This window comes from Mycobacterium sp. 3519A, assembly GCF_900240945.1.
Classification (GTDB): Bacteria; Actinomycetota; Actinomycetes; order Mycobacteriales; family Mycobacteriaceae; genus Mycobacterium.
Genome location: NZ_OESG01000012.1, coordinates 152,814 through 173,709 on the forward strand (window position 1 = coordinate 152,814; position 20,896 = coordinate 173,709).

Genomic DNA, 20,896 nt, shown 5'->3' on the forward strand with positions numbered 1-20,896 from the left:
CTAGGGGACGGCTCGGCGTCGGATGAGTCTGCGCCGGGCCGCTCGGCAGGCCCGACGGCCTCGACGGGTGCCTGCGGCACAGGGTCCCTTTCGGATAGGCGTGAAGAAAAACCTATGTTAGCCGCGCGACGTCACCATCCGGTCGGCAGTGGGTGACCTTCGGCGAACCCGGCGGCGGATTGCACCCCGAGGACGACCTTCTCGTGCAACTCGGCGATGGTGGCCGCGCCGACGTAGGTGCAGGTGCTGCGGACCCCGGAGGTGATGTGGTCGAGCAGGTCCTCGACGCCGCCGCGCGACGGGTCAAGGCCCATCCGCGACGTCGAGATGCCTTCCTCGAACAGCGCCTTGCGAGCCTGATCGAACGGGCTGTCGCCCGCGGTGCGGGCGGCCACGGCGCGCTTGGACGCCATCCCGTAGCTCTCCTTGTACGGCTGGTCCTCCCGGTCGCGCATCAGATCGCCCGGTGATTCGTAGGTGCCCGCGAACCACGATCCGATCATCACGTTCGCCGCACCCGCGGCCAACGCCAGCGCCACGTCGCGGGGATGCCGCACGCCACCGTCGGCCCATACGTGGCCACCGAGTTGCTTTGCCGCCGCGGCACATTCGACCACCGCGGAGAATTGCGGCCTGCCGACGCCGGTCATCATCCTGGTCGTGCACATCGCGCCGGGGCCGACGCCGACCTTGACGATCGACGCGCCCGCGGTGATCAGGTCGTGCGTGCCTTCGGCGGACACCACGTTGCCCCCGGCGATCGGCACGCCGAGGTCGAGCGAGGCCACCGATTTGATCGCCTCGAGCATCTTGAGTTGATGGCCGTGCGCGGTGTCGATCACCAGCAGGTCCACCCCGGCCTCGACCAGCGAGCGCGCCTTACCGCCGACGTCGCCGTTGATGCCGACGGCGGCGGCGATGCGCAACCGGCCCTTGTCGTCGACGGCGGGGGTGTAGATGCCTGCGCGGATCGCCCCGGTGCGGGTCAGCACCCCGGCCAGGGTGCCGTCCGGTTCGGTCAGCACGGCCACGTCGACCGGCGCGTGCTCGAGCAGATCGAACACCTTGCGCGGATCGGTGCCCGCTGGTGCGGTGACGAAGTCGGAGATCGCTATGTCGCGGACCCGGGTGAACCGGTCGACGCCGACGCAGCCCGCCTCGGTGACCAGCCCGATCGGCCTGCCTTCGAACACCACCACCGCGGCGCCGTGGGCTCGCTTGTGGATCAACGCCATCGCATCGGAGACGGAGTCGTCGGGGGACAGCACGACCGGCGTGTCGACGACCAGATCGCGGCTCTTGACGAAGTCGACCGTCGCCTTGACCGCCGAGATCGGCAGATCCTGCGGTAGCACCACGATGCCGCCGCGGCGGGCCACCGTCTCGGCCATCCGACGGCCCGCGACCGCCGTCATGTTCGCCACCACCACCGGGATGGTGGTGCCCGACCCGTCGTGGGTCGACAGATCGACGTCGAACCGGGACTGCACGTCCGATCGTCCGGGGACGATGAAGACGTCTTCGTAGGTCAGGTCGTAGGCGGGCCGGTGGCCGTCGAGAAATCGCATGTCACGTCAAGTCTAGTTATCGCGCGACAAAGCTAGGCCTCGACTTCGCTGCGGTCACCGCTCCACAGCGTGTGGAACTTCTTGTCGCGATCGTCGATGCGCGCGTAGGTGTGCGCGCCGAAGTAGTCTCGCAGCCCCTGCGTCAGCGCCGCGGGCAGCCGCTCGGTGCGCAGCGCGTCGTAGTAGGACAGCGCCGAGGAGAAACCCGGAATCGGGATGCCGAGTTGGGTGGCGGTGACTACCACGCGCCGCCAACCGTCGATCGCCGACTCGAGCGCACTGCGGAAGAAGGGCGCGCCGATCAGCGTCGGCAGGTTCGGGTCCTCATCGAAGGCCTCTTTGATCGGGTTGAGCAGCTTCGCGCGGATGATGCAGCCGCCGCGCCAGATGGTGGCGATACCGCCGAGGTCGATGCCCCAGTCGTATTCGGCGCTGCCGGCCTGGAGCTGGTTGAAGCCCTGCGCATAAGCGATGATCTTCGAGGCGTACAGCGCCTGGCGCACATCCTCGACGAATTTGTCTGCATCACTTGGCTTCTCGCCGAGATCGCCAGCCGCCAAACCAGTGGTCGCCCTGCGCTGCGGCACCGAACCCGACAGCGCGCGGGCGAACACCGCTTCGGCGATGCCAGTGACCGGTATGCCGAGATCGAGCGCGGATTTCACCGTCCAGCGGCCGGTGCCCTTCTGCTCGGCCTCGTCGACGATGACGTCGACAAGCGGCTTGCCGGTCTTGGCGTCGACCTGCCGCAACACTTCCGCGGTGATCTCGATCAGGAAGCTGTCGAGGTCGCCCTTGTTCCACTCGGCGAAGACGTCCGCCATCTCGGACGCGCTCTTGCCAAGGCCGTCGCGCATCAACTGATAGGCCTCGCCGATGAGTTGCATATCGGAGTACTCGATGCCGTTGTGCACCATCTTCACGAAGTGGCCTGCGCCATCGGGCCCGATGTGCGTGCAGCACGGCACCCCGTCGACGTGTGCGGAGATCTCCTCCAGCAGCGGGCCCAGCGACTTGTAGGACTCGGCGGGGCCGCCGGGCATGATCGACGGCCCGTTCAGCGCGCCCTCCTCGCCGCCGGAGATGCCCGCGCCGACGAAGTGCAGGCCGCGGTCGCGCATCGCTTTCTCGCGGCGGATGGTGTCGGTGTAGAGGGCGTTGCCGCCGTCGATGATGATGTCGCCTTCCTCCATCGCATCGGCAAGCTCGTTGATTACGGCATCGGTCGGATCGCCGGCCTTGACCATGATCAGCACCCGGCGCGGTTTCTCAAGGGCGGCAAGGAACTCCGGAATGGTCTCGCTGCGGACGAAGTTGCCTTCCGAGCCGTGTTCGGCCAGCAGTGCATCGGTCTTGGCGATCGATCGGTTGTGCAGCGCGACGGTGTAGCCGTGTCTGGCGAAGTTGCGCGCGATGTTGGAGCCCATCACGGCAAGGCCGGTAACTCCGATCTGAGCGGTGCCGGTGGTGTTTTCAGACGAGCTCATGCGGGCGGCCTTTCGTTGTTTTGTTGTGGAGGGGGTTATTCGCTATCTATCTCTACGCGGCGAACAGCCGATGTAATTCCGTCAACCACGGCACGGCAAGCGCCATGGTGGGCACCACCAGCACGGCCGCGGCGGCGACATAAGCGGTGGCGGCGAGGATGCGACTGTTCGGCTTCCCGCCGAGGCGGCGGACCCGCAGCAGCGTGGTCGGACCGCCCGCGGCGAGCGCACCGGACGGGGTGCGCCCTGACGCGCACGCGACAAGGGCACGGGCCAGGGGAGTGGGCCCGGCGACGCGCACAGCGGCGTCGTCGGCGAGCATCTCGATCAGCATGCGAACGGCGTCCAGGGCGTTGCCGCTGCGGACGAACCGCGGGAATGCGGCATGCACCGCGGTGAACATCTCGAGAACCAGGTCGTGGCGCGCCCGCAGGTGCGCCTTCTCGTGGGTGAGGATCGCGTCGATCTCGCTGTCCGACAACGATTTCAGCGTGCCCTCACTGACCACCACACGGCTGCGCACCCCGGGCAGGCAGTAGGCCAGCGGCTGCTTGACATCGAGGATGCGTAGGCCGCTGGCCTTCATACAGACGTGCGGCGGGTTCGACTCGCGCGACATGTCGAGCAGGTCGACCATCATCCGGTGGTGCGCCCGTCTGCGCCTGGTGGCGATCGCCACCTGCACCACGGCGAACGTCAGTCGCGCGCCGATCACCAGGGTGAGCGCGAAGACGATGACGAGGGCGCCCCACAGCGGCCAGCCCAGCGCGTCGATCTCGCTGGTGACGGTGGCGGTGGGGCGGCCGTCCGGTCCGGGGACGAACAGCCTGCTGGCGATCGCGATCCCCGCGGAGAACGCCGACAACACGGCGGCCAGTGCGATCGACTGCCACAACACGATCGCGGCGCGCGGTGCGCGCATCGGCCACGACGCCCGCGCCAACACTGCCGGGGCCGGTCCCGACAGGACCAGCGCGACGATGGTGAAGGCCAGCGCGGACACGCTGTCAGTATTTCTCAGCCGGTGCCCGAATTGCCAGCGGGTGGGAGCTGGCTGTGCTTACTTTCCAACTCGGCGAGCGCGCGCCGCAGTGCGGCGGCCTCGTCGGCGCCGACGCGCTCGACGAAATGCACCAGCGCGGCTTCCCGGCTGCCGGAGTCGGCGGCCTGGTCGAGCGCGTCGACCATCAAGCCGGCGACCAGTTCGTCTCGGCCGTGCGTGGGTGCGTAGCGGTGCGCACGGTCGTCGCGGTGCTGGACGACGAGGTTCTTCTTCGCCAGCCGCTGCAGCACGGTCATGATCGTCGTGTAGGCCAGATCGCGGTGGGCCGACAATGCCTCGTGGACCTGGCGCACGGTTTGGGGCTCACCGGAAGACCACAGGTGGTCCATCACAGCGCGTTCGAGTTCCCCAAGACGCGTCAACTTTGCCATGTTCCGTTCATCTCCTACGGGCAGTAGAACCAGGGTACTACGGCGTTACTACGGCGCGTCGTATCGAACGCGTCAGAACAACGGTCTCGCCGCTGCGCGCTGTTCGGAGTCGTGGTCATCAGCCCTCCCACCTCCGCTTGTGAGTCGAGTCACAGGGGGTACCCGCCTCCCGCCGCATGACTATAGTAAGCCTAACCTAACTCAAGATCGGGAGGTGTCATGACGGTTCTGGTCGAGGATCCGCTCATCGCGAGCATGGCGATCCGGCGGCCGTTGCCCCTGCATCAGTCCAGTCGCAGGTTGCGCGAGCTCTATCCCGAATGTCCGCGGGTCTACGGCGTCGCGGTGATGGGCGATTTGTCGCGTCGCCGGTGGTGGCCGTTGGCCGATGCGGTGACAGGCGACCGCCTTCAGACGATGTTCGACATCACGGCCGCGGAGACCGACAGCCGTGCCGCCATCGCCCAGCAACTGGCCGCCACGCTCGCTCACGTCGTCGTCGGACGTGTGGTGCCGCTGCTCGTGCTCGAAGGCCGCGCCTGGGACACCGGCTTGGAGAACCTGTGGGTGCACGTGGATTCGGAGGGCGCCATCGACTGGGTCGGCGTCGTCGATCCGCAACTGCGGGCGCTGCCCGATGATCCGGCCCGCGACGATGACGGCATCATCGCGCTGCCGAGCGAAGCGGCACTGACGACCTGGGTCGCGCATCGCAGTCACCGAGCACTGGCGCCCCTGTTCGCGCGGCTGTCCGACATCTGTGGCGACGCCATGTCCGAGGCGTCGATGTGGCACATCGTCGGCGGCGCGGTGGTCAGTGCGGCCACCCAGGTGCCCATGCTGGCCGGCTCGAGTGAGGTGACCAGCATGCGGCGCGCGCAGGCGGTACTCGACGCGTTGGTCGGGTTCGGGCTGCCCGTTCGGGGCACCGGCAGGATCGCCGCTAGGAAGGCCTTGCTGAATTAGGCAAGCCTTGCCTATTCTCTAGTCAGTTGAACGAACCACCGGACCGCGCCGGAGTCCTGAGGGCTGCAGAGACTCCCGGTCCACTCGAAGGACAGGCCCCGCGTCAATCGGCGCGGGGTCTGTCCGCATCTGCGCTACCTGTCGACCGGCCCGCCGCTGTCAGCCCAGTCCTTGAACGAGCCCATGTTGTAGACCTCGGTGTAGCCGAGTTCCTTGAGCGCCTGGCCCGACAGCGCCGAGCGGCCACCCGACGCGCAGTACACGATGACGGTCTTGTCCTTCGCGAAAGTCGAGTCGTGGTAGGGCGATTCGGGGTCGGCGCGGAACTCCAGCATGCCGCGCGGCACGTGCACCGCGCCCGACACCTTGCCGCTCTGCTCCACCTCAGGGCCGTCGCGGACGTCGACGACCAACGTGTTGCCCTTGGCGATCATCTCCCGGGCCTGTGCCGGTGTGATCTTCGGGACGACGGCATTCGCGGCTTCGACGAGTTCTTTCGCAGTTCTGGCCATGCTCGACGATAACGCCGGGCCACTCGTCGGAACGCCGTGATCCCCGTGTAAACACGACGTCGTGACCACGGACGTAACCGGCCAACTCGGTAAGGGATTCGACAACGAACTCGGAGTCGAGTACCTGGAGCTCACCCCCGACGGCGGTCGGGCGCGGCTGCAGATCAAGGACAAACTGCTGCAGCCGTGGGGCATCGTGCACGGCGGCGTGTACTGCTCGATCGTCGAAGGACTAGCGAGCGTCTCCGGACAGGTGTGGCTGTCGGAAAACGGAGGCGGGCACGTCGTCGGTGTCAACAACAACACCGATTTCCTGCGTGCCATCTCCGCGGGCACGGTCACCGCGGTTTCGACGCCCATCCACCGCGGTCGCCGCCAGCAGCTGTGGCTGATCACGATCACCGACGACAACGACCGCGTCGTGGCGCGCGGACAGGTTCGTTTGCAGAACATTTCGCCCGAGTAACAGCCATATTTCCGACGCTGCTGTCCTTGCCGAGGCGTGGCAATATCCCTCGCTATGCGTTTGACCCCGCATGAACAGGACCGCCTGCTGATCTCCTACGCCGCAGAACTCGCGCGCCGCCGCCAGGCCCGCGGCCTGCGACTGAACCACCCCGAGGCCGTCGCGTTGATCACCGACCACCTCCTCGAGGGCGCACGCGACGGTCGCACCGTCGCCGAGTTGATGGTCAGTGGCCGCGACGTGCTGACCCGCGACGACGTGATGGAGGGCGTGCCGGAGATGCTCGACGACGTCCAGGTGGAGGCCACGTTTCCCGACGGCACGAAGCTCGTCACTGTGCACCAGCCGATCGCATGAAGCCGGGTGAAATCGTCTACGGCGACGGTGACATCGAGATCAACGCCGGCGCAATACGGCTGACCCTCGACGTCGTCAACACCGGGGATCGCCCCGTCCAGGTCGGCAGCCATGTCCACCTGCCGCAGGCCAACAGCGCGCTGCGCTTCGACCGCGACGCCGCGCACGGCCACCGACTCGACATCCCGGCAGGCACCGCGGTGCGCTTCGAGCCGGGCATCGCACAGCGCGTCGTACTGGTACCGCTCGGGGGCTACCGCGCGGTGCATGGGCTGACGCTCGACCCGCCGGGAAGGCTGGACTCGCGGTGACTGCACTGTCCCGACAGCGGTACGCGCAGCTGTATGGCCCGACGACGGGCGACCGCATCCGGTTGGCCGACACCGATCTGTTCATCGAGATCACCGACGACCTCAGCGGCGGGCCGGGCCGCGCGGGCGACGAGGCGGTGTTCGGCGGCGGCAAGGTGCTCCGCGAGTCGATGGGGCAAGGCAAGACCATTCGAGCCGAAGGCTCGCCCGATACCGTGATCACCGGTGCGACCATCGTCGACCATTGGGGAATCATCAAGGCCGACATCGCGATTCGCGGCGGTCGGATCACGGGGATCGGCAAGGCCGGTAACCCCGACATCATGCCGGGGGTGAGCACCGACCTCGTCGTCGGCCCAGGCACCGAAGTGATTGCGGGCAACGGTCTGATCCTCACTGCGGGCGCCATCGACTGTCACGTGCATCTGATCTGCCCGCAGATCATGGAAGAGGCGCTCGGCGGGGGCATCACCACGATCGTCGCCGGTGGCACCGGACCGGCCGAGGGCAGCAAGGCCACCACGGTCACGCCCGGCGCATGGCATCTGGCCCGGATGCTCGAGGCGCTCGACCACTGGCCGTTGAACATCGCCCTGCTCGCCAAAGGCAACACGATCAGGCTCGACTCAATGAGAGAGCAGTTGCGTTCCGGCGCTGCGGGTTTCAAGCTACACGAGGACTGGGGCTCGACGCCGGCCGCCATCGACGCCTGCCTGCGAGTGGCCGACGAGTACGGCGTCCAAGTCAACCTGCACACCGACACGCTCAACGAACTCGGCTTCGTCGAGGACACCTTGGCGGCCATCGCAGGCCGCGGCATCCACGCCTATCACACCGAGGGCGCGGGCGGCGGTCACGCACCGGACATCGTCACCGTCGCCTCGGAGCCCAATGTCCTTCCGAGTTCGACCAATCCGACCCGGCCGCACACGGTGAACACCCTCGACGAACACCTCGACATGCTGATGGTCTGCCACCATCTCAACCCCAGCATTCCCGAGGACCTGGCGTTCGCCGAGAGCCGGATCCGGCCGTCGACCATCGCGGCCGAAGACCTCCTGCACGACATCGGCGCCATCTCGATGATCGGCAGCGACGCGCAGGCCATGGGGCGCATCGGCGAGGTGGTGATGCGGACCTGGCAGACCGCGCACATGATGAAGAAGCGCCGCGGCGCGCTCCCTGGTGACGGTGCGGCAGACAACAACCGGGTGCAGAGGTACATCGCGAAATACACCATCTGCCCGGCGATCGCGCACGGGATCGACCGCGAAGTCGGGTCGGTCGAGACCGGGAAACTCGCGGACCTGGTGCTGTGGCAGCCCGCGTTCTTCGGCGTCCGCCCGCACATGGTGATCAAAGGCGGCATGATCGCCTGGGCCGCGATGGGCGACGCCAACGCGTCGATCCCGACGCCGCAGCCCGTACTGCCACGGCCGATGTTCGGCGCGGCGCCCGCGGCCGCGGCAGCCAACTCGGTGCACTTCGTGGCACCCCAGGCGCTCGAAGATCGCCTCGCCGACCGGATCAACGTGAAACGCAGGCTGGTCGGGGTGCGAGACGTCCGCAAGGTCGGCAAAGCGGATATGCCTCTCAACGACGCGATGCCGAACATCGAAGTCGATCCCGACACCTTCACGGTGCGCATCGACGGTGAAGTGTGGCAGGAACAACCAGCCAACGAATTGCCAATGGCGCAACGATATTTCCTGTTCTGATGACAAACCTATCGACACTGCTGACGCTGGCCGATTCACGGCTGCCCACCGGCGGTCATGTGCACTCCGGAGGCGTCGAAGAAGCGGTCACTTCCGGTCTGGTGACCGACCTGACGACGCTGCGGGCCTACTTGAGCCGCAGAATCCGCACCCACGGCCTGGTGACGGCGTCGCTGGCCGTCGCCGTGCACGACGGCACCCTGACCGTCGACCGGGCGGACCGCGAAACCGACGCTCGCACACCGGCTCTCGCCGCGCGGCAGGCGTCGCGGGCCCAGGGCCGCGGGCTCGCCAGGCTCGCTCGGCGGGTGTGGCCCGACCACGATTGGCGGCCCCTCGGGTCGACCCCGCACCTCGCGGGCGCCGCGGGGGAGGTCGGCAGGGCCAGCGGGCTGCACCCCGACGAGACCGCGGTGTCGGTGGTGTACACCACGATGACCGGTTCCGCGACGGCCGCACAGCGCCTGCTGGCGCTCGATCCCGGCGACGTCGCAGCCGTGACCTTCGACCTGGCACCGCTGTGCGAGGCCACCTCCGCCGAGGCCGCCAAGGGACTGGCCGACCTGTCCGATCCGCTGCTCGACGTGCTGGCCCAGCGGCACAGCCAACGCGAACGTCCGCTCTTCGTCTCCTGAAAGGCCGCACATGCCACCGCATTACCTCGACGGCGACGTCCACACCCACACCGAGCGTCCGCGCCGCCAACGGGAGCCGGGCGAACCGCTGCGCATCGGCGTCGGCGGCCCGGTCGGCTCCGGTAAGACCGCGCTGGTGGCCGCGCTGTGCAGGCAACTGCGCGACGAGTTGTCGCTGGCCGTGCTGACCAACGACATCTACACCACCGAGGATGCCGACTTCCTGCGCCGCCAGGCCGTCTTGCCGGACGACCGGATCGCCGCGGTGCAGACCGGCGGGTGCCCGCACACCGCGATCCGCGACGACATCACCGCGAACCTGGATGCGATCGAGGACCTGATCGCGCGCAACGACCGCCTCGACCTGATCCTCGTCGAGTCTGGCGGCGACAACCTCACTGCGACGTTCTCCTCGGGGTTGGTCGATGTGCAGATCTTCGTCATCGACGTCGCAGGCGGCGACAAGGTGCCCCGTAAAGGCGGGCCTGGCGTCACGTATTCAGATCTGTTGGTGGTCAACAAGACTGACCTCGCCCCACTGGTGGGCGCCGATCTCGACGTCATGCGTCGCGACGCGGCCAAGGTGCGCGGGGACAAGCCGACGGCGTTGATCTCGTTGACCGAAGATCCCGCCGCATCGGCGGTGTTGGCCTGGGTGCGAGAGCAGTTGTGCGTTCCGACGTCCTGATCGTCGCGCGCAGCGGCAGGCTTCCGCACATCGAGTGCGGGGGAGCGGTCGCCGCGCGCCGCACCGAACCGGACACCGTGCACCTGGTGTCGGCGGCCGCCACTCCGCTCGGCGGCGACGCGATCCACATCCGAGTCGTGGTGGAGGCAGGCGCCCTGCTGCGGGTGCGCTCCGTGGCGGCGACGGTGACGCTCCCCGGTGCGGTGACGCGGGAGTCGCATGCGGTCTGGACGCTGGAGGTGGCAGGCGATCTCGACCTCGATCCGCAACCGACCGTCGTCGCCGCCACCTCGCGCCACTTCACGTCAACGCGCCTCGAACTGGCCGAAGCAAGCCGGGTCCGGTTGCGCGAACGCATCCAGATCGGCAGATCCAATGAGCGCGAAGGGTTTTGGACAGGCTCACTGCACGCCGACGTCGACGGGTCACCGCTGCTGCGGCATCGAATCGAACTGGGCAGCGGATCGGTCGCCGACGACGCACTCGGCACCCCAACGGCATGCGTCAGCGAATTGCACTATCCCGACAATGATGTCGAGACCGAAGGGGTCACGCTGGCGCTGGCCGGCGGCGGCTGTCTGTCGACCTGGCAGGGTGAGCGACTCTAGCTGGCCGCGCGTTCGGCGTCCTGTACCCCGGCCGCGATCTCCTGGAGTTCCTCGATCCTGGTGCGCGCGTAGGCCTGCTGCTCGGTGATGGTCAGGTTGCCGCGTGCCCTGGACAGGAACGTGACCGTCCACGACAGCAGCGTGGTGACCTTCGTCTTGAAGCCGACGAGATAGATCAAGTGCAGCACCAACCAGGCCAGCCAGGCGATGAAGCCGCCGAACTCGATGGGGCCGACCTTGGCGACCGCGGAGAACCGCGACACGGTGGCCATCGAGCCCTTGTCGAAGTACTGGAACGGCTCACGCTGCGTCCGATCGGCGCCCCGCAGTTCAGCCTTGATGGCCTTGGCCGCGTACTTGGCGCCCTGGATGGCGCCCTGCGCCATGCCGGGCACCCCTTCGACGGCCGCCATGTCCCCGACCACGAAGACGTTCGGATGGCCGGGGATGGTCAGGTCCGGCAACACCTTGACCCGACCGGCCCGGTCCAGCTCCACATCGGACTGTTCGGCGAGGTCGCGGCCCAGCGGGCTGGCCGAGACACCAGCCGACCACACCTTGGTCGCCGACTCGATACGCCGGATGGTGCCGTCGGAGTCCTTGACCGTGATGCCGTTGCGGTCCACGTCGGTGACCATCGCGCCGAGCTGGATGTCGACGCCCATCTTCTCCAACCGGGCCTGCGCCTTCTTGCCGAGCTTCTCGCCCATCGGCGGTAGCACCGCAGGCGCCGCGTCCAGCAGGATCACCTTGGCCTGCGTCGAATCGATATGGCGGAACGCGCCTTTGAGCGTGTGGTCGGCGAGTTCGGCGATCTGCCCGGCCATCTCGACTCCGGTGGGGCCGGCGCCGACGACCGTGAACGTCAACAGCTTCTCGCGGCGCGCGGGGTCACTCGAGCGCTCAGCCTGTTCGAACGCCCCGAGGATTCGGCCGCGCAACTCGAGTGCATCGTCGACCGTCTTCATGCCCGGCGCCCACTCCGCGAAGTGATCGTTGCCGAAGTAGGACTGGCCGGCGCCCGCCGCGATGATCAGGCTGTCGTACGGCGTGACGTAGGTGTGGCCGAGCAACTCCGACTTGACCGTCTTGTTGGCGAGGTCGATGCGGGTCACGTTGCCCAACAGCACCTGCACGTTCTTCTGCCTGCGCAGGATGATGCGTGTCGGCGGGGCAATCTCGCCCGACGAGATGATTCCGGTGGCCACTTGGTACAGCAGCGGCTGGAACAGATGATGCGTGGTTCGCGCAATCATCTTGATGTCCACGTCGGCATGCTTGAGTGCCTTCGCGGCGTTCAAACCGCCGAAACCAGAACCGATGATCACCACCTTGTGGCGTTCAGTTGCAGTGGCTCCGGGATGGCTCATTTTGGGCTCCTCGACGGACTACACGTGCAGTTATACAGACACTACGGTAGTCGCCCGGCATCCCCGCAGCGCGGTGAGATTTGCCACGCCGACACGCGTTTAAACGCCGGCTATCCCGCCAGCATCGGCTTCAACTTCTCGGCCACCGCGGTGATGTTGCCGGGCTGATACCCATTGATGTTGGTGACCGGGCTGAGGATGACACCGTCGACGCCGGCGTCGAGCACCTTTTCCTTGATCTGGTCGGCCACCTGCTCAGGGCCACCGACCACCGCCTGCTGCCGGAAGTCCTCCGGAACCTGGTCGGCCGGGAACTTCTCGTCGATGATCGCGATGACCAGAACACTGGTCTCCAGCGTCGCGGGATCGCGGTCGATCTCCTCGCAGCGCTGCTTCACCACGGCCACCTTGCGGGCCAGTTCGTCGAAGCCGGCGATGATGTTCAGGTGGTCAAAGTATTTGGCGGCCAACGGAATTGTCTTCTTCTCGCCGCTGCCGCCGATCATCAGCGGGATGTGATCACGGAACCGAGGATTGGCCATGGCCTCCTTGGCGCGGTAGTACTTGCCCTCGAAGGTCGGCCGCTCGCCCCGCAGCATCGGCAGGATGATCTGCAGCGCCTCGTCGAGCTTGTTGAAGCGGTCGGTGAAGGTGCCGAACTCGTAGCCGAGTTGCTCGTGTTCGAGCTCGAACCAACCGGTGCCGATGCCGAGCACGGCGCGGCCCTGGCTCATCACGTCGAGCGTGGTGATCTCCTTGGCCAACAGCGTCGGATTGCGGTACGTGTTGCCGGTCACGAGGGTGCCGAGCTGCACGTTCTCGGTCACCGCTGCGAGCCCGCCGAGCGCGGTGTACGCCTCGAGCATCGGGTCGTCCGGGGTGCCGAGGCCGGGCAGCTGATAGAAGTGGTCCATGAGGAAGACCGAGTCGAAGCCCGCCGCATCGGCTTCCTGGGCCTGCGCGATCACGGTCGGAAAGATCGCCTCGACGCCGGTGCCGTAACTGAAGTTGGGGATTTGGAGTCCGAGTTTGATTGTCACCGGGCTCACGTAACCACAACTAAGCGGGGCGGTCACCCCGTTTAGCTTCCGGCGAACGCGGGAATAATTCAGCCGAAGTTCGTCAGCGCACCATGGCTGACGTGCAGCAACTGCCCGGTGATGTGCCGGGCGGCGGGCGTGGTCAAAAACAACGCCAACCGGGCGATCTCGGTGGCCACCGGCGCGGGAGTGCGCGACAGACCGTCGTAGCCGGGTTCCGCGTTGCGGCCCGACGCCACCGCGTTCACCGTGATGCCGCGAGTGCCGAAGTGCACGGCCTGCCCGGCGGTCCAGTCGGCGACCGCGGCCTTCACCGCGGACTCGGCGCTGCCTTCGCGAGGCTGGTCGGGGATGACGTTGACGATCGAGCCGCCGGACCGCAGATGATCGCCGAGGATCTGCACGGTCAACACCGCCGAAAGAGCGGTCGAGTCGAGCGCGTTGCGCCACGCCGCGGCCAGGTCGCTCAGCGTGTAGGTGCGCGGATCGCCCGCGTCCCAGCGCGGCGCGGGCACGTTGACGATGGTGTCCAGGTGGTGCGGGAACTGGCTGCGCGCCTCTTCGAGGCTGGCCGGATCGGTGTTGTCGAACACGATCGCGTCGACGTCGAGTTCCTTGGCGGCGACCTCGAGATCGTCGCGGCGCGCCCCTGCGATCACGACCCGGTGGCCCGCGTCGCGGAAGCTCTCCGCGACCGTGCGTCCCAGATCGGTATCGCCGCCGGTGACGAGCACCTCCATGACAAGGCCCTCCTGCCTTCGTTCAACGCTGAACCCCAGCGAGTTAGGCGTCATGTTACTGGACAGTAGCTAGGGCGTGAAATTCGACACGGCAACACTTCCAGGGATCTGCCATAGGGTCGTCATTTGTGCTGCCCCGCTGGATTTATCTGCCCGCGGCGATCGGGGCGTGCTTCGTCGTGCTGCCGCTGATCGCGGTGGCGGTCAAGGTCGATTGGCCGCACTTCTGGACCCTGATCAGCAGCGAGTCGTCGACCACCGCGCTGGTACTGAGCCTCAAGACCGCGGCGGCGAGCACCGCCCTGTGCCTGCTGTTCGGCGTGCCGATGGCGCTGGTCCTGGCCCGCAGCGACGCCCGCCTGGTCCGCATCGCCAGGCCGCTGATCCTGTTGCCGCTGGTGCTGCCGCCTGTGGTCGGCGGAATCGCGCTGCTGTACGCGTTCGGCCGGCTCGGCCTGATCGGCGAATACCTCGACGCCGCGGGCATCCAGATCGCGTTCACCACGACGGCCGTCGTGCTGGCGCAGACGTTCGTGTCGCTGCCGTTTCTCGTCATCGCCCTCGAGGGCGCCGCCCGCACCGCGGGGGCCGACTACGAGGTGGTGGCCGCCACGCTCGGCGCGAGGCCGACGACGGTGTGGTGGCGGGTGTCGTTGCCGCTGTTGGCGCCGGGCCTGATCTCCGGTGCGGTGCTGGCGTTCGCCCGCTCGCTGGGCGAGTTCGGCGCGACGCTCACGTTCGCCGGATCCCGCGAAGGCGTCACCAGGACGCTGCCGCTCGAGATCTATCTGCAACGCGAGAGCGACGCCGACGCCGCGGTCGCGCTGTCCCTGCTGCTGGTCGCCGTGGCGGCCGTCGTCGTCCTCGGATTGGGCAGCCGCAGGCTGCGCAGCGCCAATGGCTGGTGACATGCGATGACCGGGGTGCAACTGCGGGCGGTCGTCGACAGTCGCGACATCGACCTCGAATTCGACGTCGCCGCGGGCGAAGTGCTCGCAGTGCTCGGCCCCAACGGAGCAGGCAAGTCGACGGCCCTGCACGTGATCGCGGGCCTGGTGCGGCCGGATCGTGGTGAAGTGCGCGTCGGGCAGCGGGTGCTCACCGACACCGCCGCGGGCATTCACGTCGCGACCCACGACCGGCGTGTCGGCCTGCTGCTGCAGGACCCGTTGCTGTTCCCGCATCTGAGCGTGATCCGCAACGTGGCGTTCGCACCCCGTAGTTCCCGTGCGGCGGCGGCACATTGGCTCGCCGAGGTCGACGCCGCCGAACTCGGCGACCGGCTGCCGCGGCAGCTGTCGGGCGGCCAGGCGCAGCGGGTGGCGCTGGCCAGGGCGCTTGCCGCGGAGCCCGATGTGCTGCTGCTCGACGAGCCGTTGACCGGCCTGGACGTCGGCGCCGCCACCGCGATGCGCAAGGTGCTGCGACGCGTGCTCGCCCGCGATGGCCGCTGCGCGCTGATGGTCACCCACGACCTGCTCGACGTGCTGACGCTGGCCGACCGGGTGCTTGTCATCGACGACGGCCGGGTCGTCGAATCCGGCTCGGCAGCAACGGTTTTGGCCACACCCCGAAGTCGCTTCGGCGCGCGGTTCGCCGGAGTGAACCTGGTGGGCGGCACCGCGGACGCGGACGGGGTGCTGACCACGCAGTGGGGCAGCATCTGGCACGGCAACCCCGCGCCGGACGTGGTGGCAGGCGAGTCGGCTGTGGCGCTGTTCAACCCGGCCGCCGTCGCGATCTACCGGGACAAGCCGCACGGCAGCCCACGCAACACCGTCGAGGTAACCGTCGCCGAACTCGACAGCCGCGGCGCGGTGATCCGGGTGCGCGCCGACGAACAGCCCGACGGCGCACCGGGGCTGGCCGCTGACATCACCGCCGAGTCGGCTGCCGAACTGCGGCTGGTGCCCGGCGATCGCATTTACATGTCGGTGAAGGCCCAGGAGGTCGCGGTCCATCCGAGCGCGTAACGACGCCGTCCTGTAGCCCGATTCAAAGGTTGCGAATCGGCCACAAATCCGGGGATGCACATAGTTTCGATCGCCCGCGCGACGCGCGGGGGCGTCGTCGTGCCAGCAATCTCGCTAAAAAGGCTCTGTCAGTAACTATTTGATATACAGCAATCTTTCAGCTGAACACTTTTTGAGCAACACGCACTTGCGTCACGGCCGTAACACGGTAGTTTCTTCCACATGCTTCAGCCGGAACACCGCAAGGGCCTCCCCAAGACACTGGCGATCGCGGCGCTCACCGGCGCCTCGGTGGTGGTGCTGACACTGCCTTCGGTGGCGAGTGCCGACCCGACACCGCCACCACCGCCGCCCCCTCCTGCGGGCAATACGTTCCTACACGGACCGCCGCCGCCCGGTGCCCCCGCGCCGCCGCACCCGCCCGCGGATCCCCACGCGCCGCCACCCCTGCCACCGCGCCGCCGCCACCGCCCGCGGATCCCACCGCGCCGCCGCCACCGCCCGCGGACCCGAACGCGCCGCCGCCACCGCCCGCGGATCCGAACGCGCCTCCGCCGCCTGCGCCCGCGCCGCCGTCGGAGCCGGGTCGGGTGGACAACGCCGCGGGCGGATTCAGCTACGTCGTGCCCGCGGGCTGGAAGGTGGCCGACGCCACCCAGTTGTCCTACGGGCAGGCACTGCTGAACAAGATCCCGGCCGAGGCCACCGGGCCCAACGGTCAACCCGCACAGCCGCCGAGCGACACCAGCGTGCTGCTGGGCAGGCTCGACCTGAAGTTGTTCGCAGGCGCGGAGACTGACAACACCAAGGCGGCGCAGCGGCTTGCGTCCGATATGGGTGAGTTCTTCATGCCGTTCCCCGGTACGCGCGTCAATCAGCAGACCGTGCCGCTGAACGCGGGCGGTATGGAGGGCGTCGCGTCGTACTACGAGGTGAAGTTCACCGACACGAACAAGCCCACCGGTCAGATCTGGGCCGGGGTCGTCGGCTCGCCGACCGCGCCCGGCACGCCGCGCGGCCAGCGTGCGCCCGAGCGGTGGTTCGTCGTGTGGCTCGGCACCGCGAACAACCCGGTGCCCAAGGACGAGGCCGTCACGTTGGCGCAGTCGATCCGGCCGTACACGCCGCCGGCTCCGCCGCCGCCGGACCCGAATGCTCCGCCGCCACCCGCGGGCGGAGTGACCGCGCCAGCGCCGGGGCAGAACCCGAATGTGGGCGTGCCGGTTCCGGTCGACCCGAACAGCGCGCCGGGGATGTTGCCGCCGGCCTGACGGCTAGTGGAGTCGGCCCGTTACGGGCCGACCCACGGCGGTTGGCCGTTCAGATTGTTGGCGTCGACGATGAAGCAGGGCAGACTCCCGCCGAATCCCAGGACGCCGACGGTCTGGCAGCGCTGGAACTTGCCGTCGGGCGCGATGGGTCCGTCACAGATCTCACCGCCGCCCCATGGCGTCCAACCGCTTTGGCACCCGGCGTTCGCCGGCGCCGCTAAGCCGATGCCGCTTGCTACCAGTCCGCTGACCGCCAGTGCGACAAGTGCTTTCATTCTTCACCCCTTATTCCGCTGTACCGGTGCGCACACCGGAACCGACGTCCCCGACCCGTTATATCCAGGTTATGCCGTCGTGACCAGTTAGGAATCAGGATTTTCCCGCGGTTTCGGCTGGCGGCCGTTAACCTGCGAAAACCAGGTCATTGACTGGCAGGAGAGCTGCGATGGACGTGTTTGCGGCAACCGAATTCCTCGCCCGTTCCACCACGCTGACGAGTGTCGGGTGGATCGGCTACATCATCATCGGCGCGATCGCCGGTTGGATCGCCGGAAAAATCGTCAAAGGCAGCGGTTCCGGCATCATCATGAACATCATCATCGGCATCGTCGGTGCCTTGATCGGCGGGTTTCTGCTGAGCTTCTTCCTCGACACCGCCGAAGGCGGTTGGTGGTTCACCTTGTTCACCGCCATCCTCGGCTCGGTAATCCTGCTGTGGATCGTCGGCAAGGTCCAGCGAAAGTCGTAGCGGGCGCGCAACACTCGACGGGCGCGCACCATAGGGATATGTCCGCCCCAACCATGAGCGCGTGGCGGGTTCGCCGCCCGGGCCCGATGACCACCCGTCCACTGGACCGCGTCACCGTCGAGGTGCCCCGACCGGGTCCCGGTGAACTCCTCGTCGCGGTGCACGCGTGCGGCGTCTGCCGTACCGACCTGCACGTCGCCGAGGGCGACCTGCCGGTGCACCGGCCAAACGTGATCCCCGGCCACGAAGTGGTCGGGGAGGTCGCCGCGGTGGGCCCGGATGCCGGCGACGAGTTCACCGTCGGCGACCGTGTCGGCATCGCATGGCTGCGGCACACCTGCGGGCAGTGCAAATTCTGCCTCCGCGGCCAGGAGAACCTCTGCGCCCAATCCCGCTACACCGGCTGGGATGCCGACGGCGGATATGCTGAATTCGCTACTGTGCCAGCCGCTTTCGCGCACCATCTGCCGTCGGGCTACTCCGACTCCGAGCTGGCCCCGCTGCTCTGCGCGGGCATCATCGGCTACCGCTCACTGCTGCGGGCGGACCTGCCTGCAGGCGGCAGGCTCGGCATCTACGGGTTCGGCGGAAGCGCCCATCTGACAGCGCAAGTCGCGATCGCGCAGGGCGCGGAGGTGCACGTGATGACCCGCGGGGAACGGGCTCGTGAGCTCGCGCTGTCGCTGGGCGCGGCGTCGGCACAGGGCGCCGATGAGCGGCCGCCCGTGCCGTTGGACGCGGCGATTCTGTTCGCGCCGGTCGGCGACCTGGTGCTGCCCGCGCTCGAGGCACTCGATCGGGGCGGCACGCTCGCGATCGCAGGTATCTATCTGACCGACATCCCTGCGCTGAACTACGACCGGCACCTGTTCCAGGAACGCCAGGTGCGGTCGGTCACCTCGAACACCAGAAGCGACGCGCGTGAGTTCCTTGCCTTCGCGGACCGTCACCACATCGAGGTGACCAGCCCGGAATATCCACTCGCACAGGCCGATGACGCGCTGTCGGATCTCAGCGAGGGCCGCATCGCAGGCGCGGCGGTGCTGCTGGTCTAAAGCGCCGCCAGCGCAGCGCCGAGCCTGCCTGCCAGGTCGCCCTTGCCGTACCAGTAGAACGGGCCGCTGCCGTCCGAGAGCACCCGGCGCAGCCGCGCCATCCCGCGTGCGCTCACCGGCCTGGGAGAGTGCAGGCGCAGCGTGATCCTGTCGATCAACTCCTCGGAGGCCGAAATGTTCCTGGAATGCAACGGAATTCGCGACGAGAACACCGCACCGGAGCGGGCGTCGTTGACCGCCTGCCGCAGCGACCGGGCGATCGCCTCGCGTTCCTGCCGCGACGTCAACCGTGCCTGGTGAGCCGCCAGCGCGCTGCCTGCGACCGGGTTGACTCCAACGGCAAGCTGATGGTCGAACGTGTCGGCGCGCAACCGCGCGGTCACCCGGGCCACAAGTGACGGCCGCGGCGCCGGCGTCCACCGCAGGGCGTCGCTCGCGGCGGACAGGATATCCGGCGAAATCCTGTTGTTCGACATTGTCATCTACCTCTAACCATTCCGTACCGGCTGAAACCTCGTGACTACTAAACAGGCTATACCGGTCATGCGTAACCAGTCAAATTGATTTACCGGTCATGGCCGCGTAGGCTCGCGTCATGACTCCTGAGCCCACGCAATGGCTCGGCGACGACGAGACGAAACCCGCGCCAGGTCCGCTGCGGCTGGTCCAGGCGCTGGTCAACACGGTCGAACTGCCGGACGGAGCGGACCGGCTCGCCGATGCCGCCGACGCCCGACCGTGGTTGATCGACAACCGCCTACTTACTCCCAACGCCGACCTCGCCCCGATCGATCTCGAACGTCTCCGTTCGGTCCGCGAGGCGCTGCGTGCCATGTTGATCCACAACGCCGGCGGGCCGCCACCGAATAACTCGGCGCTGGCCGTGCTGCGGTCGGTCGCCGAACAGGGCAGGGCCCGAGTCGATCTCGGTGACGACGGCCACATCCGGCTCGCCGCGCCCGGCGATTCAACCAACGATCGACTGGTCGACCTGCTGCTGGTCATCCGCGACGCCCAGCGCGACGGGACCTGGGCCCGGCTCAAGGCGTGCGCGAACGACGAATGCCAATGGGCGTTCTACGACAGGGCCCGCAACCACGGCGGCACCTGGTGCGACATGGCCGCGTGCGGCAACAAATTGAAGAACCGCGCGTTCCGCGCGAGAAGCAGGGCTCGCTAGCGCGACAGGTGCCAGACCAGCGCCGCGGCCAGCGCACCCAGTCCGTTCAGCGACCAGTGCAGCGCGATCGGCGCGATCAGGCTGCCGCTGCGCTTACGCAGCCAGGTGAACACGAAACCTGCGACGGCCGTCGCCGCCACCGCCAGCACCACACCGGCGACGGTGCCGAGCAGGCCGCCGCCGAACAAACGGGTGAAGCCGACGTTGCTGCTGGTCAACCCCAGCGAGGTGGCGATATGCCACAACCCGAACAGCAGCGAACCCGCTGCCGCGACTCCGCGGAAACCCCACGCCCGGTTCAGCGCGCCGTGCAGCACGCCGCGAAACGCCAACTCCTCGGGAATGACGGTCTGCAGCGGGATGATGAGCATCGAGGCGATCAGCGCGCCGGACACCGTTGCGTAGTTGTTGTTCAAGAACATCGGCCGCGTCCAGGGCAGCAGCATGCCGATCGCGATCACCGTCAGCACCACCACAACGGCGGCCACCGCGTAGCCTGCGCCGGCCTTCCAGTGCTCGCGGCTCAATCCCAGTTCGGCCCAGCCGAGGCCGCGCGAGCGGACCAGGATCACCAAGCCGACCGCCGCGGCGGGCACGGTCGCGATGCTGGCCCACGGGGTGGTGAAGTGCGCGATCAGATTCGTCAAGACCAACACCACCACGACCACCCCGATGTCGACGTAGGTGCGGAAGTGGTGCAGCGCCGCCAGTTGCCCCACCACGGGGTGGGGAGTGGGTGCGAGGACCTGGCCAGACATTGCGAGCCAGT

24 protein-coding genes and 2 pseudogenes are annotated in these 20,896 nt (G+C 67.8%); 15 read left to right on the top strand and 11 right to left on the bottom strand.

The window, feature by feature from the left end:
- Nucleotides 1–131 precede the first annotated feature (131 nt).
- The 4 genes from C1A30_RS02850 to C1A30_RS02865 are packed head-to-tail and all read right to left on the bottom strand — an operon-like array spanning nt 132 to nt 4,489.
- Nucleotides 132–1,568, bottom strand: coding sequence for a GuaB1 family IMP dehydrogenase-related protein (locus C1A30_RS02850; protein ID WP_101946766.1), 1,437 nt, complete (start codon nt 1,566–1,568; stop codon nt 132–134).
- Between the two features lie 32 nt (nt 1,569–1,600).
- Entirely contained in the window at nt 1,601–3,055 is a 1,455-nt protein-coding gene (gndA, locus tag C1A30_RS02855; RefSeq protein ID WP_101946767.1) for an NADP-dependent phosphogluconate dehydrogenase, read from the bottom strand.
- A 52-nt stretch (nt 3,056–3,107) separates the two neighbouring features.
- Nucleotides 3,108–4,058 (bottom strand): M56 family metallopeptidase, encoded by a 951-nt coding sequence (locus tag C1A30_RS02860; protein WP_101946768.1) that lies wholly within the window; start codon nt 4,056–4,058, stop codon nt 3,108–3,110.
- A 14-nt stretch (nt 4,059–4,072) separates the two neighbouring features.
- Entirely contained in the window at nt 4,073–4,489 is a 417-nt protein-coding gene (locus tag C1A30_RS02865; RefSeq protein WP_101946769.1) for a BlaI/MecI/CopY family transcriptional regulator, read from the bottom strand.
- Between the two features lie 219 nt (nt 4,490–4,708).
- Here C1A30_RS02865 and C1A30_RS02870 point away from each other — a divergent pair, with 219 nt between their 5' ends.
- The gene (locus tag C1A30_RS02870; protein ID WP_101946770.1) at nt 4,709–5,455 is read left to right on the top strand and encodes an iron reductase; all 747 of its coding nucleotides are present in this window, start codon (nt 4,709–4,711) and stop codon (nt 5,453–5,455) included.
- Nucleotides 5,456–5,589: 134 nt separating this feature from the next.
- On the opposite strand, the gene C1A30_RS02875 is transcribed toward C1A30_RS02870, so the two are convergent.
- On the bottom strand, nt 5,590–5,967 hold the full coding sequence (locus C1A30_RS02875) for a rhodanese-like domain-containing protein (protein WP_101946771.1): 378 nt from the start codon (nt 5,965–5,967) through the stop codon (nt 5,590–5,592).
- Between the two features lie 61 nt (nt 5,968–6,028).
- Between C1A30_RS02875 and C1A30_RS02880 the strand changes: the two genes are divergently transcribed.
- From C1A30_RS02880 to C1A30_RS02910, 7 genes are read left to right on the top strand one after another with little or no spacing between them, the layout of a single operon-like run.
- The gene (locus tag C1A30_RS02880) at nt 6,029–6,433 is read left to right on the top strand and encodes a PaaI family thioesterase (protein WP_101946772.1); all 405 of its coding nucleotides are present in this window, start codon (nt 6,029–6,031) and stop codon (nt 6,431–6,433) included.
- A gap of 54 nt (nt 6,434–6,487) precedes the next feature.
- A complete protein-coding gene (locus C1A30_RS02885; protein ID WP_101946773.1) occupies nt 6,488–6,790 on the top strand; it encodes an urease subunit gamma in 303 nt (100 codons plus the stop codon).
- Nucleotides 6,787–7,101 carry an urease subunit beta gene (locus C1A30_RS02890; RefSeq protein ID WP_101946774.1) on the top strand — a complete coding sequence of 105 codons (315 nt, stop codon included), beginning with the start codon at nt 6,787–6,789 and terminating at the stop codon, nt 7,099–7,101. Before C1A30_RS02885 ends, C1A30_RS02890 begins: the two co-directional genes overlap by 4 nt.
- Nucleotides 7,098–8,819 carry an urease subunit alpha gene (locus C1A30_RS02895; protein ID WP_101946775.1) on the top strand — a complete coding sequence of 574 codons (1,722 nt, stop codon included), beginning with the start codon at nt 7,098–7,100 and terminating at the stop codon, nt 8,817–8,819. The genes C1A30_RS02890 and C1A30_RS02895 overlap by 4 nt, the downstream gene beginning before the upstream one ends.
- Complete coding sequence (locus tag C1A30_RS02900) at nt 8,819–9,454, top strand: urease accessory protein UreF (protein ID WP_101946776.1); 636 nt, start codon at nt 8,819–8,821, stop codon at nt 9,452–9,454. The genes C1A30_RS02895 and C1A30_RS02900 overlap by 1 nt, the downstream gene beginning before the upstream one ends.
- Nucleotides 9,455–9,464: 10 nt before the next feature.
- The gene (gene ureG / locus C1A30_RS02905) at nt 9,465–10,142 is read left to right on the top strand and encodes an urease accessory protein UreG (RefSeq protein WP_101946777.1); all 678 of its coding nucleotides are present in this window, start codon (nt 9,465–9,467) and stop codon (nt 10,140–10,142) included.
- A complete protein-coding gene (locus tag C1A30_RS02910) occupies nt 10,124–10,750 on the top strand; it encodes an urease accessory protein UreD (protein ID WP_101946778.1) in 627 nt (208 codons plus the stop codon). The genes ureG and C1A30_RS02910 overlap by 19 nt, the downstream gene beginning before the upstream one ends.
- Here C1A30_RS02910 and C1A30_RS02915 read toward each other — a convergent pair.
- From C1A30_RS02915 to C1A30_RS02925, 3 genes are all read right to left on the bottom strand, one after another.
- Nucleotides 10,747–12,120: an NAD(P)/FAD-dependent oxidoreductase gene (locus C1A30_RS02915; protein ID WP_101946779.1), complete on the bottom strand. Its 1,374-nt coding sequence runs from the start codon at nt 12,118–12,120 to the stop codon at nt 10,747–10,749. The two genes, C1A30_RS02910 and C1A30_RS02915, sit on opposite strands and share 4 nt — an antisense overlap.
- 110 nt (nt 12,121–12,230) lie before the next feature.
- Complete coding sequence (locus tag C1A30_RS02920) at nt 12,231–13,160, bottom strand: LLM class F420-dependent oxidoreductase (RefSeq protein ID WP_101947591.1); 930 nt, start codon at nt 13,158–13,160, stop codon at nt 12,231–12,233.
- Nucleotides 13,161–13,228: 68 nt separating this feature from the next.
- The gene (locus tag C1A30_RS02925; protein WP_101946780.1) at nt 13,229–13,900 is read right to left on the bottom strand and encodes an SDR family oxidoreductase; all 672 of its coding nucleotides are present in this window, start codon (nt 13,898–13,900) and stop codon (nt 13,229–13,231) included.
- A 113-nt stretch (nt 13,901–14,013) separates the two neighbouring features.
- Here C1A30_RS02925 and C1A30_RS02930 point away from each other — a divergent pair, with 113 nt between their 5' ends.
- From C1A30_RS02930 to C1A30_RS02940, 4 genes and pseudogenes are all read left to right on the top strand, one after another.
- Entirely contained in the window at nt 14,014–14,808 is a 795-nt protein-coding gene (locus C1A30_RS02930; RefSeq protein WP_200828187.1) for an ABC transporter permease, read from the top strand.
- 6 nt (nt 14,809–14,814) lie between these two features.
- On the top strand, nt 14,815–15,873 hold the full coding sequence (locus tag C1A30_RS02935; protein ID WP_101946781.1) for a sulfate/molybdate ABC transporter ATP-binding protein: 1,059 nt from the start codon (nt 14,815–14,817) through the stop codon (nt 15,871–15,873).
- A 222-nt stretch (nt 15,874–16,095) separates the two neighbouring features.
- A pseudogene (locus C1A30_RS35960) lies at nt 16,096–16,275 on the top strand (APA family fibronectin-binding glycoprotein); the annotation flags it as partial.
- Nucleotides 16,269–17,144, top strand: a pseudogene (locus tag C1A30_RS02940) (APA family fibronectin-binding glycoprotein); the annotation flags it as partial. The pseudogenes C1A30_RS35960 and C1A30_RS02940, both read left to right, overlap by 7 nt.
- Before the next feature lie 20 nt (nt 17,145–17,164).
- Here C1A30_RS02940 and C1A30_RS02945 read toward each other — a convergent pair.
- A complete protein-coding gene (locus C1A30_RS02945; protein ID WP_101946782.1) occupies nt 17,165–17,419 on the bottom strand; it encodes a hypothetical protein in 255 nt (84 codons plus the stop codon).
- A 170-nt stretch (nt 17,420–17,589) separates the two neighbouring features.
- Between C1A30_RS02945 and C1A30_RS02950 the strand changes: the two genes are divergently transcribed.
- Together C1A30_RS02950 and C1A30_RS02955 are read left to right on the top strand one after the other, a co-directional pair.
- On the top strand, nt 17,590–17,892 hold the full coding sequence (locus C1A30_RS02950; protein ID WP_101946783.1) for a GlsB/YeaQ/YmgE family stress response membrane protein: 303 nt from the start codon (nt 17,590–17,592) through the stop codon (nt 17,890–17,892).
- A gap of 38 nt (nt 17,893–17,930) precedes the next feature.
- A complete protein-coding gene (locus C1A30_RS02955) occupies nt 17,931–18,947 on the top strand; it encodes a zinc-binding alcohol dehydrogenase family protein (protein ID WP_101946784.1) in 1,017 nt (338 codons plus the stop codon).
- On the opposite strand, the gene C1A30_RS02960 is transcribed toward C1A30_RS02955, so the two are convergent.
- Nucleotides 18,944–19,423: a hypothetical protein gene (locus C1A30_RS02960; RefSeq protein ID WP_101946785.1), complete on the bottom strand. Its 480-nt coding sequence runs from the start codon at nt 19,421–19,423 to the stop codon at nt 18,944–18,946. The two genes, C1A30_RS02955 and C1A30_RS02960, sit on opposite strands and share 4 nt — an antisense overlap.
- A 119-nt stretch (nt 19,424–19,542) precedes the next feature.
- Here C1A30_RS02960 and C1A30_RS02965 point away from each other — a divergent pair, with 119 nt between their 5' ends.
- Nucleotides 19,543–20,127 carry a CGNR zinc finger domain-containing protein gene (locus tag C1A30_RS02965; protein ID WP_101946786.1) on the top strand — a complete coding sequence of 195 codons (585 nt, stop codon included), beginning with the start codon at nt 19,543–19,545 and terminating at the stop codon, nt 20,125–20,127.
- Here the strand turns inward: C1A30_RS02965 and C1A30_RS02970 are convergent.
- Nucleotides 20,124–20,885, bottom strand: a complete 762-nt coding sequence (locus C1A30_RS02970; protein WP_101946787.1) for a CPBP family intramembrane glutamic endopeptidase — start codon at nt 20,883–20,885, stop codon at nt 20,124–20,126. The genes C1A30_RS02965 and C1A30_RS02970 overlap by 4 nt on opposite strands.
- Between the last annotated feature and the right edge of the window lie 11 nt (nt 20,886–20,896).